The organism is uncultured Agrococcus sp. (genome assembly GCF_945915485.1).
In the GTDB taxonomy this organism is placed as follows: Bacteria; Actinomycetota; Actinomycetes; order Actinomycetales; family Microbacteriaceae; genus Agrococcus.
Window position 1 is genome coordinate 1 of the sequence record NZ_CAMEFJ010000014.1, and the last position, 12,462, is coordinate 12,462.

General features: G+C 66.1%; 13 protein-coding genes and 1 tRNA gene. 4 read left to right on the top strand and 10 right to left on the bottom strand.

What is annotated here, in order from left to right; genetic code table 11:
- The 5 genes from Q0O95_RS04345 to Q0O95_RS04365 all read right to left on the bottom strand — a co-directional run.
- The coding region (locus Q0O95_RS04345; RefSeq protein WP_293695702.1) for an anhydro-N-acetylmuramic acid kinase at positions 1 to 454 on the bottom strand (454 nt) is incomplete at its 3' end.
- Complete coding sequence (gene murQ, locus Q0O95_RS04350; protein ID WP_293695705.1) at positions 451 to 1,371, bottom strand: N-acetylmuramic acid 6-phosphate etherase; 921 nt, start codon at positions 1,369 to 1,371, stop codon at positions 451 to 453. The genes Q0O95_RS04345 and murQ, both read right to left, overlap by 4 nt.
- A 7-nt stretch (positions 1,372 to 1,378) precedes the next feature.
- Positions 1,379 to 2,275 carry an ABC transporter permease gene (locus Q0O95_RS04355; protein WP_293695708.1) on the bottom strand — a complete coding sequence of 299 codons (897 nt, stop codon included), beginning with the start codon at positions 2,273 to 2,275 and terminating at the stop codon, positions 1,379 to 1,381.
- Positions 2,272 to 3,243 (bottom strand): ABC transporter permease, encoded by a 972-nt coding sequence (locus Q0O95_RS04360; protein WP_293695711.1) that lies wholly within the window; start codon positions 3,241 to 3,243, stop codon positions 2,272 to 2,274. Before Q0O95_RS04360 ends, Q0O95_RS04355 begins: the two co-directional genes overlap by 4 nt.
- An 11-nt stretch (positions 3,244 to 3,254) precedes the next feature.
- The gene (locus Q0O95_RS04365; RefSeq protein WP_293695714.1) at positions 3,255 to 4,802 is read right to left on the bottom strand and encodes an ABC transporter substrate-binding protein; all 1,548 of its coding nucleotides are present in this window, start codon (positions 4,800 to 4,802) and stop codon (positions 3,255 to 3,257) included.
- Between the two features lie 191 nt (positions 4,803 to 4,993).
- Here Q0O95_RS04365 and Q0O95_RS04370 point away from each other — a divergent pair, with 191 nt between their 5' ends.
- A complete protein-coding gene (locus Q0O95_RS04370; RefSeq protein ID WP_293695717.1) occupies positions 4,994 to 5,896 on the top strand; it encodes a MurR/RpiR family transcriptional regulator in 903 nt (300 codons plus the stop codon).
- Here Q0O95_RS04370 and Q0O95_RS04375 read toward each other — a convergent pair.
- The 3 genes from Q0O95_RS04375 to glmU all read right to left on the bottom strand — a co-directional run bounded on the left by Q0O95_RS04375 (position 5,893) and on the right by glmU (position 9,500).
- Positions 5,893 to 6,978: a methyltransferase domain-containing protein gene (locus tag Q0O95_RS04375; RefSeq protein WP_366516437.1), complete on the bottom strand. Its 1,086-nt coding sequence runs from the start codon at positions 6,976 to 6,978 to the stop codon at positions 5,893 to 5,895. The two genes, Q0O95_RS04370 and Q0O95_RS04375, sit on opposite strands and share 4 nt — an antisense overlap.
- Positions 6,979 to 7,046: 68 nt before the next feature.
- Positions 7,047 to 8,024 carry a ribose-phosphate diphosphokinase gene (locus Q0O95_RS04380; protein WP_293695723.1) on the bottom strand — a complete coding sequence of 326 codons (978 nt, stop codon included), beginning with the start codon at positions 8,022 to 8,024 and terminating at the stop codon, positions 7,047 to 7,049.
- Positions 8,025 to 8,036: 12 nt separating this feature from the next.
- A complete protein-coding gene (glmU, locus tag Q0O95_RS04385; RefSeq protein WP_293695725.1) occupies positions 8,037 to 9,500 on the bottom strand; it encodes a bifunctional UDP-N-acetylglucosamine diphosphorylase/glucosamine-1-phosphate N-acetyltransferase GlmU in 1,464 nt (487 codons plus the stop codon).
- Positions 9,501 to 9,611: 111 nt separating this feature from the next.
- Here glmU and Q0O95_RS04390 point away from each other — a divergent pair.
- Positions 9,612 to 9,683 (top strand) — tRNA-Gln (locus Q0O95_RS04390).
- A gap of 17 nt (positions 9,684 to 9,700) precedes the next feature.
- Positions 9,701 to 10,198, top strand: a complete 498-nt coding sequence (locus Q0O95_RS04395; protein ID WP_293695728.1) for a MarR family transcriptional regulator — start codon at positions 9,701 to 9,703, stop codon at positions 10,196 to 10,198.
- Positions 10,199 to 10,370: 172 nt separating this feature from the next.
- Here the strand turns inward: Q0O95_RS04395 and Q0O95_RS04400 are convergent, their stop codons facing one another.
- The gene (locus Q0O95_RS04400) at positions 10,371 to 11,762 is read right to left on the bottom strand and encodes a phosphomannomutase/phosphoglucomutase (RefSeq protein ID WP_293695730.1); all 1,392 of its coding nucleotides are present in this window, start codon (positions 11,760 to 11,762) and stop codon (positions 10,371 to 10,373) included.
- Between the two features lie 13 nt (positions 11,763 to 11,775).
- Positions 11,776 to 12,000: a DUF3499 family protein gene (locus Q0O95_RS04405; RefSeq protein WP_293695732.1), complete on the bottom strand. Its 225-nt coding sequence runs from the start codon at positions 11,998 to 12,000 to the stop codon at positions 11,776 to 11,778.
- A 48-nt stretch (positions 12,001 to 12,048) separates the two neighbouring features.
- Between Q0O95_RS04405 and Q0O95_RS04410 the strand changes: the two genes are divergently transcribed.
- On the top strand, positions 12,049 to 12,462 hold the full coding sequence (locus tag Q0O95_RS04410; RefSeq protein ID WP_293695735.1) for a hypothetical protein: 414 nt from the start codon (positions 12,049 to 12,051) through the stop codon (positions 12,460 to 12,462).

The following is a 12,462-nucleotide window of genomic DNA, read 5'->3' on the forward strand; positions in this document are numbered from 1 at the left end:
CGAGCACGGGCACGAGCGGGGCACCGTGACCGCCTGCGGCGATGTCGCGTGCACGCACATCCGACAGGACGGGAGCACCCGTGCCTTCCGCGATCCAGGCGGGCTGGCCGAGCTGCAGGCTGCCGTGCACGGTTCCTTCCCGCACCCAGTGGAAGACGGTCTGGCCGTGGCTGCAGATCAGGTCGACCGGCCCCACTGCGTCGATCACGGCTTCCGCCGCGACAGCGAACTCCTTGCCGATGCGAGCGTCCAGCTCCGTGACGATCGACAGCGGTACGGCAGCCGGCGGCAGCGCGGCGACCAGCTGCGATCGAAGCTCAGAGGAGTACGGGACGCTCGCACGGTGAACGGTACGTGCCTCGAGAGCATCGTCGACGAGCTGGAACTCGACGACGGCGCAGTCGATGCCGTCGTGCGATGTTCCCGAGATCATGCCGAGTACCCGCACTGTCACGCTCCCTTCTCCCTCAGCGCCTCGCGCAAGCGACCGTCTGCGGCTCCGAGCGCTTCCTTCGCTTCGGTAGCCGTCAGCCCCTGTCGTAGCATGAGCACCGCTACCGGAACCGAGTAGTCGGCTTCGGTCAGCGCCTGTTCAACGGTCTCACGTTCCGCTCCGCTGATCTCGGCAGCGATCCGAGCGGCGCGGCGCCGGAGCTTCGCGTTCGTCGGCCGCACGTCGACCATGAGGTTGCCGTACGTCTTGCCGAGCCTGATCATGGCGATCGTCGAGAACATGTTGAGCACGAGCTTCTGCGCGGTGCCGGCCTTCAGTCGCGTCGAGCCGCTGATCATCTCCGGGCCGACGAGTACTTCGATGGGATACTCGGCCGCGTCGCTCAGCGCCGTGCGTTCGTTGCAGGTGAGGCCGATGCCCAGGGCACCGAGCTCACGAGCGCGCTTGACGGCTTCGACAACGTACGGTGTCCTCCCGCTCGCAGCGATGCCGATGACGGTGTCGAGCGGGCCGACAGCGGCGTCCTCGACGGCTCGTGCTCCTGCTTGCGCGTCGTCCTCGGCACCCTCGATCGCGTCGACGATCGCCCGTTCTCCCCCTGCGATGATGCCGACGACCCTGTCGGGGGTCGAGAACGTCGGCGGAATCTCCGACGCATCCAAAACGCCGATGCGTCCGGGCGTGCCCGCTCCCACATAGAGCAGGCGCCCGCCCGCGATCATCCGTTCGCACGCGGCCTCGATCGCGGGCACGATCTGCCCCATGGCCGCTTCGACCCTGTGCGGAACGCTCGCGTCCTCCCTGTTCATCATGTGCGCGAGTTCGGCGACGCTCATAGTGTCGATGGCTGCGAACCGCGGGTCCGGGCTCTCGGTTGCGAGAGCGCCGTCTCCTGTCGGCTGAGTTTGCGTGTTCACGGTGTTGCTAGCCCTTTCGATTCGGGTCGAGCGCATCGCGCAGGCCGTCGCCGAGGAGATTCAGGCCGACGATGAGGAGTATCAGGACCAGGCCGGGTGCCAGCAGCGTCCACGGTGCGGCGATCACGAGCGTCTGCGCGTCGAACACCATCGTGCCGAGCGACGCCGCGGGTGGTGGTGTCCCGAAGCCGAGGAAGCTCAGCGACGCCTCGGCCAGCACGGCCCACGACAGCGTCAGCGTGACCTGCGCAATGAGGATGCCCGCGATGTTCGGCAGAATGTGCCGCACCATGATCGCAGGGGCGCGCATGCCCGTCGCGCGAGCAGCGCTGACGTAGTCGACCTCCCGCAGCGACAGCACGGGCCCGCGGGCGACGCGCACGAAGATCGGCGCGAATCCGGCCGCGATCGCGATCGCGACGGTGAACCAGTTGCGGTCGAACACGGAAGCGAGCGTCAGTGCCAGCAGCAGCGAGGGGAAGGCGAACAGCACGTTCGTCACCGCACTGATCGCGGTGTCGCTCATGCCCCGCAGGTAGCCTGCGATCACCCCGGCAGCGGTGCCGAGCACGCCGGAGATGAACACCGCGACGACCGCCACCTGCACCGAGTTCGCGACTCCCGCGGCGACACGGGCGAAGATGTCGCGGCCCAGTTGATCGGTGCCGAACCAGTACACGCTCGACGGCGGATGGAGGCGCACGGAGGTGTCCTGCGCCGAAGGGCTGAACGGCAGGACTCCGAGCGCCGAGACCACTGCCAGAATGGCGAAGAGGGCAACGATCACGAGCCCGACGACGCCGCTGGGGCTGCGCAGGAGGGCGACAACCGCTTTGAGGCCGCTGCGGCCCGTGAGCGGCCGCTTGGACGTCGTGAGGTCCGGTGTGTCAACGCTGATACTCATTCGGCACGCACCCTCGGATCGATTTTGCGATAGAGCAGGTCGGTGAGCAGATTCACGATCACGAACAGCAACGCGATGATCAGCACAGTCGACTGCACGACGGAGTACTCCTGCTGGTTCATCGCCAGCAGCACCTGGCGCCCGAGGCCCGGGAGCGAGAAGATCTGCTCGACGATCACCGCGCCGCCGAGCAGGAAGCCGAACTGCATGCCCGTCATCGTGACGACCGGCACCAGCGCGTTGCGCAGCACGTGACGCCAGCGCAGCCTCGACGCCGGCACGCCCTTCGCCTTGGCGGTGCGCACGAAGTCGAGGCTCCTGACCTCCAGCACCGCTGTGCGTGTTGTACGCATGATGGGCGCGGCGATCGCGAAGCCGAGCACGAGGCTCGGCAGCAGCATCTGCTGCAGATTGAGCCAGAGATCCTCCCACGGCCTCGCGTATCCGAGCCCGTTCGGGTTGAAACCCCACGATTGCGCGGCGATGCCGAGCAGAAACGTCGCGAGCAGGAAGCTCGGGATGCCGAGCCCTGCGAGCCCGACGCCCTGCCCGAACCAGTCACGAAGCGCGTTCGGCCGCGATGCCGACAGCATCCCGACGGGGATGCCGATCAGCAGCGCGAACAGCACCGCCAGCACCGCCAGCTCGAGCGTGACGGGGAAGGACAGGGCCGTCATATCCCAGACGCTCTGATGACTGCGCATCGAATAGCCGAGGTTGCCGGTGAAGATCGCCCCCACCCAGGTGAAGTACTGCAGGAACAGCGGCTGGTCGAGCCCGTAGTAGCTGCGCAGCGCCTCGCGCTGCTCTTCGGAGAGCGCAGCCGCTTCGACGCCGTAGGCGGCGGTGATCTGATCCCCGGGAATCGCCCTGAGCATCAGGAACACCGCAACCGAGACGCCGAACAGCGTGAACAGTGCTCCCGCGATACGCCGCGCTACCGGAGACGTCCGAAGACGAAAGAGCATCGAGTTCCTCGTCAGTCGATGTAGGCGTCGCGCAGTGCTCGCACGGAGCCGTTCGCCATGGGCGTGAAGTCCGACACGTTGTCCGCGAGCGCCGTGTACTCGTAGGGAGCGAACAACCACACCCATACCGCCTCGTACTCGAGCTCGTGCGAGACCTCCTCGTAGATGGCTGCTCTAGCCTCCTCATCGGTCTCTTCGCGCCCCTGCACGAAGAGCTCCTCGAGTGTCTCGGAGGTGTAGCCGGCGACGGAGTTCAGGCTGCCCTCGGCCATGAAGTAGCGCTCGTAGCTGACACCGGGATCGGGCTGCGAGCCGTTCAGCGCGAGCGCGAGTTCGAAGTCCGCCGCCATCCAGCGGTCGACGTAGTTGCCGGATTCCAGCGCCTCGATTTCGAGGGTGACGTCGATCTGCCCGAGCTGCGCCTGCAGATTCTCGGTCTGTGCGACGGCGGTGGAGGGATAGCCGTCCTGCATCACGATGATGCTGAGCGTCAGGCCGTCCTCGTAACCGGCCTCTGCGAGGTAGTCGCGAGCGCGATCGAGGTCGGGCTCGGGGCAGGGACGGTCGCTCGGGTCGCTCAGGAATGCGGGCGAGGTGATCGGCCCGGTGACCTCTCCGGCTCCCAGCGCCGCCGACTCGAGCACTTCGTCCCTGTCGACAGCGCACGCGAGTGCGAGACGGACGTTCACGTCGTCGAGCGGCTCCGCCTGATTATTGATCTGCAGCACCTGATAGTCGAGCTTCGGCGTCTCGATGACGTCGACGGTGCCGCCGATCGTCTGCGCGACGAGCGGGTCGTCGAACGTCGCCATCTGCACGTTGCCCGCCTGCAGTGCGGAGACGACGGCCTGCTCATCGGGGATCACCCGGTATTCGACGCGGTCCAGGATCGGCTCGCCGTCCCAGAAGTCCGGGTTGGACGCAAGCGTCAGCGACTCGCTCGGAGTCCGGTTCTCCAGCGTGAACGGCCCCGTCCCGTTGGGCGTCGTCTGAATTGCTTCCAGGTCGACATCCGCCGGCAGGATCGCGGTGCTGCTGAGGGCCAGCTTCGACGGAAGGGCGGCATCCGGCGAGCTCAGCGTCAACTCGACTGTGAGCGGATCGACCGCTTCGATCTCGTCGACCGTCGAAAGATACGTTGCCGACACCGCTCCGGTCTCTTCGTCCATGATCGACTCGTAGGACGCCACGACGTCGTCGGCGTCGAGCTCTGTGCCGTCGGCGAAGGTCACGCCGTCGCGGAGATTGAACGTGACGGTCAGCCCGTCTTCGCTGACTTCCCAGTCTTCTGCGATGCCGGGGACGACTTCGAGGCCCTCGTCGAGTTCGGTCAGCGTGCCGTAGATCAACGACAGGATCTCAACGGAGCTGTAGTGCGTTGCGGTCCAGGGGTTGAGGTTGTCGACGTCTGCGCTGAGACCGATGACGAGCTCCTGCGGAGCATCGCCCGGGCCCGTGTCTTCGCCGCCAGCGCACGCTGTGAGCGCGAGCGCTCCGGCGCTGATCAGTGCCAACGCGCTGAGCCCTTTGCGCCCTGCTGGATTCTTGCGGCCAATCATGCTTGCCTCCTGCAACTCTGGAAGAGGGCATCCCGACGCGGGATGCTCACTGGATAGATCTGTCACACCGCGAACCGCTGCGGTGCAAGGTGAACCGTGCCACCATGTTATTTATTTACATGGATCTTTGCAAGGAGGTAAATTATTTCTATTACGCCGACCTGCGCATCCGAACCGGAGTGCCTGCCGTTATGGTTGAGAACAACATGAACGCCCTCGAAGCCCGCAGCGTCACGGCAGCTGTGCGCGGAACACTCCCCTACCTCCGCCCCGCCGAACGTCGCATCGCCGACAGCCTGCTCGCCGACCGCGAGGGGTTCACACGCTCATCGATCAGTGAGATCGCCGCTCGCGCGGACACCTCGACGACCACGGTCGTTCGCTTCTACAAGCGCATCGGCTACGAGCGCTTCAAAGATCTCCTGCACGATCTGACGCAGGAATCCGCACGGGAGCACCTCGCCGGCACCGAGTTCCCGGCAGAGGCGACCGACATCGACCGTCACGACAGCCTGTCGCAGGTCGTGACGAAAGTCGCGAGAGACGAGAGCCTCTCGCTCAGCGACACGGCGCAGCTGCTGGACATCTCGGAACTACGACGTGCTGTCGAACTCACGGCGGCCGCCACGAGAGTCGACATGTTCGGCGTTGGCGCCAGCTCGATCGTCAGCCGTGACCTGCAGCACAAGCTGAGCCGCATCGGCCGCACCGCAATCGACTGGGCGGAGGCGCATACAGCCTGGACATCCGCCGCCGTACTCGGTGAAGGAGCCGTCGCGATCGCGATTTCGCACTCGGGTACGACATCCGACACGGTCGAGTTCCTCAGGCTGGCCAGGGCGTCGGGGGCCGCGACGATCGCGATCACGAACATGGTGGACTCGCCGCTCGCACGGGAGGCCGACGTCGTACTGCGAACCGCGGCGCACGAAACCGCCTTCCGATCGGGAGCGCTCGGCAGTCGCATGGCACAGCTGCTCGTCGTGGACTGCCTGTTCATCGGCATCGTGCAGCAGCACTACGACGCCTCGGTCGAGGCATTGCGCACGACCTACAGCGCCGTGCAGTCCCGGGCTTCGAGAAAAGCAGACTAGCGCCGGACGAGCTCGACCAGCACCTCCGAGTGCGCCGTGTGCGGGAACATGTCGAACAGCTGCGCCCTTGCCGGCCGGTACCGAGGCATCGCTTCGATGTCCAGCTGCAGCGTCTTCGGGTTGCAGCTCGAGTAGATGATGCGCTCCGCACCCGAGTCGTTCAGCCAGGCCGCGAGCGACGTGATGCCGCGCCTGGGCGGATTCACGATCACGACATCCGGTATCGCTTCGCCGCGGGCGGCCATCTGCGTGGCATCGCCTGCAACGAAGCGCGCATCCACGCCGGCGGCCGCGGCAGCTAGCTGCGCACCCTCGATAGCGTCCTCGCTGACCTCCACGCCGACGATGTCGAGCGATACGTTCACCTCTCGCGCTCTCGCACGCTCAGCCGCGTGCAGCGCGAACCCGCCGACACCGCAGAAGAGATCCCAGACGCTGCCGGGTTCGCCATCCAGCACCCACTCCGATGCTCGCGCGTAGAGCGCCCGAGTCACCGGTGTGTTCGTCTGGAAGAAGCTCCTGTTGCCGAGCTGCAACGTGACGGGCCCCAAGCGCATCGGCAGTCGGTGCTCGTCGCTGAGCTCGATCTCGACATCGCCCTCGAGCACGGCCTTGTGCTCGGGCTGCAGATTCGCGCTGACCGCACGGATGCCCGGCACGGCCGCCCGCAGCGCATCCAGCCCCCGTCGAATGCGGCCCAGCTGGGCTTCGCTCCGCATGACGAAGCGCAGAGCAATTTCGGCATCCGGCGAGACGGTCAGCAGCACGTGCTTCAGCTCGCCCTGCCGCCCGGGCACGCTGTACGGCGTCAACCCGCTGTCGTTGATCCACCGGGACAGCGCGGGCAGCGCGTCCAGCAACGGTCGCTCGTGCAGTTCGCAGCCGGTGAGATCGACGCCGTGCTGTTGCCGGTCGAGGATACCGAGCGTCACCCGCCCCTGTCTGCCCCCGACGACCATCTTCGCCTTGTTGCGGAAGTACGCTTCTTCACTCGCCTGCGCCGGCAGCCAGTCGACCGACCACTGCGACAGCGTGCTCGCGGCGGCCCGCTGCTTCTGGCGCAGTTGCTCTTCGTACGGCACCTGCAAGTGCGTGCACGAGCGACACCGATCCGCCGAGAAGTACGCGCACTGCATGCTGCAGCGGTGCGCTAGGCTGCGCCGTCGAACATGCTCGTCACCGAGCCGTCCTTGAAGACCTCTGAGATCGCCGTTGCGAGCAGCGGCGCGATCGAGAGCACTGTCAGCTTCTCGAAGCGTTGCTCCTCGCGCAGCGGCAACGAGTCGGTAACGACGACACCGTCGATGACATCCGAGTTCAGGATCTCGGGTGCCGGATTCGAGAAGATCGCGTGCGTCGCCGCGACGACGACGCCGGTCGCGCCGTTCTTCTTCAGCGCCTCGGCTGCCTTGACGATCGTGCGGCCCGTGTCGATCATGTCGTCGACGAGCAGACAGACTCGTCCGTCTACGTTACCGACGATCTCGTGCACGGACACTTGGTTCGGGATCAACGGGTCGCGCCGCTTGTGGATGATCGCGAGGGGAGCGCCGAGCTTGTCGCTCCAGACATCGGCGACGCGAACACGCCCCATATCCGGTGACACGACCGTCAGCGACTCGGGATCGAGCGTGTTCTTGAAGTGCTGCAGGAGCACGGGCATCGCGAACAGGTGATCGAAGGGGCCGTCGAAGAAACCCTGAATCTGTGCTGCGTGGATGTCGATCGTCATGATGCGGTCGGCGCCCGCCGTCTTGAACAGATCCGCGACGAGACGCGCGGAGATCGGCTCGCGACCTCGACCCTTCTTGTCCTGGCGCGAGTACGGGTAGTACGGCATGACCACCGTGATGCGCTTGGCACTCGCACGCTTCGCCGCATCCACCATGATGAGCTGCTCCATGAGCCACTCGTTCACCGGGTTCGAATAGGTCTGCAGCACGAAGACGTCAGCTCCGCGCACCGATCCCTCGAAGCGCGCGTAGATCTCACCGTTCGCGAACGTGCGCGCGTCGACGCCCATGAGGTCGGCACCGAGCTCGTTCGCGACATCTTGCGAAAGTTGCGGATGGGAGCGCCCTGAGATCAGGACGAGGTTCTTGCGGTTCTTCGCAACGATCGATGACACGATGCTCGCTTCCTAGTCGTTGTCTTCTGCGTTGGTGGCGTCCCGAGCCGCGTCTGCGGCAGCGGAACCGGATCGGTGCTGCTGCACCCAGCCCTCCATGTTCCGTTGCGGGGCAACGTTGATGGCGAGCGCTCCTGAGGCGACATCCTTGCGGATAACCGCTCCGGCACCAGTGTACGCTCCGTCACGGACCGTCACGGGCGCGATGAACACGGTATTGACACCCGTGTGCACGAAGTCGCCGATGGTCGTCCTGTTCTTCGAGACGCCGTCGTAGTTGGCAGTGATATTGCCTGCGGCGACATTGACGCCTTCGCCTACTTCTGCGTCGCCCAGGTACGACAGGTGGGGCACCTTCGACCCCTGCCCTATGCGAGTGTTCTTCGTCTCGACGAACGTGCCGATCTTGCCGCCGGCCTCCACAACGGTGCCCGGTCGCAGGTACGCCCACGGCCCTATCGTGACGCCGTCACCGACGACCGCATCCGTCGCATCGGCCCTGCGGACGCTCGTGCCGCTCCCGACGCGCGTGTTCGCAAGCGTCGTGTCCGGCCCGACGACACTCCCCGACGCGACGGATGTCGTGCCGCGCAGCTGGGTTCCCGGCAGGATCGTGACGTCGGCGTCGAGCGTCACGTCGATGTCGATCCACGTGGATGCCGGGTCTTGCACCGTCACGCCCGCGCGCTGCCAGCGCTCCACGATGCGATTATTGAGCTCACGGCTCGCCTCCGCGAGCTGCACGCGGTCGTTGATGCCCGCGACGAGCCACGCGTCGTGCGTGGGCATCGCCTCGATGCGCCCTCCCGACTCCTGGATGCCCTGCGCGGCGTCCGTCAGGTACTTCTCGCCCTGCGCGTTGTTCGCGCCGATCTGCTCGAGCGCGATGCGCAGTTCGGTCGCGCCGAACACGTAGATGCCGCCGTTGATCTCGGTGACCTGTCGCTGCTCGATCGATGCGTCTTTGAACTCCACGATCGCCTCGAAGGAGCCTCCGCGATTGCGGATGATGCGGCCGAACTCGCCGGGGTTCACGAGGTGCGTCGACAGCACGGTCATGGCGTTGACGGAGCGATCGTGCTCGGCGATCAATTCGTGCAGCGTCGCCGCGTCGATCAGCGGCACATCACCGGAGAGCACGACAACCGTGCCGTCGAAGTCCTCCGGCAGCGCCGCGAGGCCGAGCTCGACGGCACGACCCGTACCGGGCACCTCGTCCTGCTCGGCGATGACGACGCTCTCGGAGAACGAATGAATCGCCTCCACCATCTGATCGCGCTCGTGCCGCACGACGGCCACGACGTGTTGCGGCTGCAGCTCGTGTGCGGTTCGAAGCACGTGGCCGATCAACGGCAGCCCCGCGATCTCGTGCAGCGGCTTCGCGATGCGGCTCTTCATCCTCGTGCCGGCTCCCGCCGCCAACACGATGACGGCGAGCCGATTCCCAGGCACTGGCATGCTCTCAGGCGTAGACATGGCAATAACGCTACCCAATTTTGCGCCGGGCTCTGACCGGGGTGTCATTTCGGGTGCCGACGCGCACATCAACATCGCGCTAGACTGCCTTGGCGGCATTTCGTGCCGCGGTCCGCCTTGGTGTAATGGCAGCACGACAGCCTTTGGAGCTGTTAGGTCTGGGTTCGAATCCCGGGGGCGGAGCAACGAGGAGGCCACGAGTGAGATTCGACGAAGTCGACGCAATCATCAGCCAGTGGGAGCTCGTGCGCCCGGAAGCCGATGTCTCTCCCCTCGCGGTCTTGAGCCGCATCACCAGGCTTTCGAAGCGCCTCGGGAAGGCGCGGGCCGCGGCGTTCGCGAGCGCAACGCTCGAGCCGTGGGAGTGGGATGTCCTGGCAGCGCTGCGACGTGCCCGCCAGCCTCTCAGCCCCAAGCAGCTGCTGGAGGCCACGATGGTTACAAGCGGCACCATGACGAATCGGCTCTCCGGGCTCGCGGAACGCGGCCTGATCGACCGAGTTGCGCACGAGTCCGACCGCCGATCTTCGCTCGTTGCGATAACAGACGCCGGCATCGATCTCGTGGACACCGCTCTGGATGCGCTGCTGGAGGCCGAGCGCCGCATCCTGTCGTCCCTCACGGACGACGAACGCGATGATCTCGCCTCGCTGCTGCGCACGCTCGGTGGCGGATTCGCCGACCGCCAGACCGACTGACGCCGCCCTCGAGCCCATTCCGGCGTCCCGCCGCGCATCACTCGCAACACCCCTCGCCCCAGCTCTTTTGCCAACTTCTCGGTCGCTGGGCGGCGACACGCCGTGATAGCGCCGCCTTATCGCCCAACGACCGAGAAGTTGACGGCAACATAAGGGCTATTAGAGGGTGCGTTCAGCCCCTGATCAACTCGAGCGCGCGATCGCGAACGCGCTCCATGTCAACGCGATTCTCGGCCTCGACGTTGAGCCTGAGCAGGGGTTCGGTGTTGGACGCCCGCACCGAGAGCCACCACTGCCCCGCGTACTCGCCGATGAAGACGCCGTCGAGGTCATCCACGTCGCCGAACCGGCCGAACTCGTCGATGATGCGCCGCTGCGCCGCCACGACATCGTCGACGCGGGAGTTGATCTCCCCGGATGCCGAGTACGGCGAGTACTTGCCCGCCAGATCGCTCATCGTGCGATCGCCGTCGCCCAGCTCGGCGAGGACGTGCATCGCCGCGAGCATCCCGTTGTCCGCTCCCCAGAAGTCGCGGAAGTAGTAGTGCGCAGAGTGCTCTCCGCCGAAGACGGCGCCCGTTGCGTGCATGGCGTCCTTGATGAGCGAATGCCCGACGCGCGTGCGCAGCGGCGTCGCGCCCGCCGCTTCGATCGTCTCGGGCACGATGCGGGACGTGATCAGGTTGTGGATGACCTTGATGTCCTCTTCACCCTCAGCGCGTACGCGCTCGATCTCGCGCAGCGCAACCATGGCTGACACAGCGGAGGGCGAGACGGCATCGCCGCGCTCGTCGATGACGAAGCAGCGGTCGGCATCACCGTCGAAGGCGAGGCCGATGTCGGCGCCGTGTTCGACGACGGCGCGCTGCAGGTCCACGAGGTTCCGCGGGTCGAGCGGATTCGCTTCGTGGTTCGGGAAAGTGCCGTCGAGTTCGAAGAACACGGGCACGATCTCCAGCGGCAGCGCGGCCAGCCCCGCCTCCTCCCCCAGCACGGCGGGCACCGTCATACCGCCCATCCCGTTCGCGGCATCCACAACGACCTTCAGGGGCCGGATACCGGAGAGATCGACGAGAGAGCGCAGGTGGGCGGCATAATCGGCGAGCACATCGCGACGCTCGATGCGGCCCGACCGTTCCGCGGCCGGAATGCACCCCGCATCCAAGTACTCTTGCGCCCTGTCGCGCACGTTCGCGAGCCCGGTTTCCAGGCTCACACCCTGGGCGCCTCGACGGGAGAGCTTCATGCCGTTGTACTCGGCAGGGTTGTGACTTGCCGTGAACATGATGGCGGGCGCATCGAGCTGCCCGGAGGCGAAGTACGATTCGTCGGTCGAGCACAGCCCGATCATCACGACGTCCGCTCCCGCGCCGGATGCCCCCTCGGCGGCCGCGTCGGCGAACGCCGGCGACGACGCACGCATGTCGTGACCGATGATGAGCGGCCGTTCGGTTCCGACCTCCTCGACGAACGCGGCAGCGAGCGCGGCAACGACTTCCTCCGTGAACTGCTGATCCACGAGCCCGCGCACGTCGTAGGCTTTCACGATCTCGTTCAGGTTCATGAGACTCCCCTTGTCATCGACCGGTATCGGGCGCGCTGCGTGAGGAAGCGCTGCGAACGATCTGCCACCCCTTGGGAGCGGTCGTCTTCGACGCGTGATCGCTGCAGAGGTCGTAGCTGCCCTGCGCGGGTGCCCCGAGCAGCGGCCCGATTGCGATGACTCGCTCGCCGTAGTCGTAGTTCAGCGTAAAGTCGGCGTAGTTGCGACACGTCGGCTTGACGCAAAATCGATCTCCCACAGCAATAGACCTTACTCGGCCGGGGAGCGCATCGCTAAGCTGATGCCCGTGAGACGGCCACGAGACAGGCATCAGCGCAGGGAACCGAGGTCTGCGATAACGGGCCCGTTCCTGCCGTTGACGACGACGCGCGAGCTCCGGTTCGTGGATGCCGTCACGGATGCCGCGGGCTACGTGCGAGAGCTCTGGCGGGAAGAGCTGCAGGGGGTCTCCTTCAAGTGCGCTGACCTGCCCGAGCAGTCGAACGTCGACGAAGACGGCAGGGTGCCGCTGTGGACCGTCGACCGTGCGGCCCGCGAAATCGTCGTGTATCGCTTGGTCTACCAGCGGTTTCTCGCGCCCGGTCTCGAAGACGAATGGCAGGAGCGGTTCGCTGCCGAGGGAGCCGTCTTCCGTGCCACCGCCGAATATCTCGGCAAGGACCCGTGGGAGGTCGCTCCCGACCGTTTCCGGCACGGCTGA

Coding starts and splice junctions, on each gene's coding strand:
- Q0O95_RS04400 (WP_293695730.1), bottom strand. CDS start 11,762: ATGAACCTGAACGAGATCGTGAAAGCCTACGACGTGCGCGGGCTCGTG.
- Q0O95_RS04365 (WP_293695714.1), bottom strand. CDS start 4,802: ATGATTGGCCGCAAGAATCCAGCAGGGCGCAAAGGGCTCAGCGCGTTG.
- Q0O95_RS04370 (WP_293695717.1), top strand. CDS start 4,994: ATGGTTGAGAACAACATGAACGCCCTCGAAGCCCGCAGCGTCACGGCA.
- glmU (WP_293695725.1), bottom strand. CDS start 9,500: ATGTCTACGCCTGAGAGCATGCCAGTGCCTGGGAATCGGCTCGCCGTC.
- Q0O95_RS04355 (WP_293695708.1), bottom strand. CDS start 2,275: ATGAGTATCAGCGTTGACACACCGGACCTCACGACGTCCAAGCGGCCG.
- Q0O95_RS04360 (WP_293695711.1), bottom strand. CDS start 3,243: ATGCTCTTTCGTCTTCGGACGTCTCCGGTAGCGCGGCGTATCGCGGGA.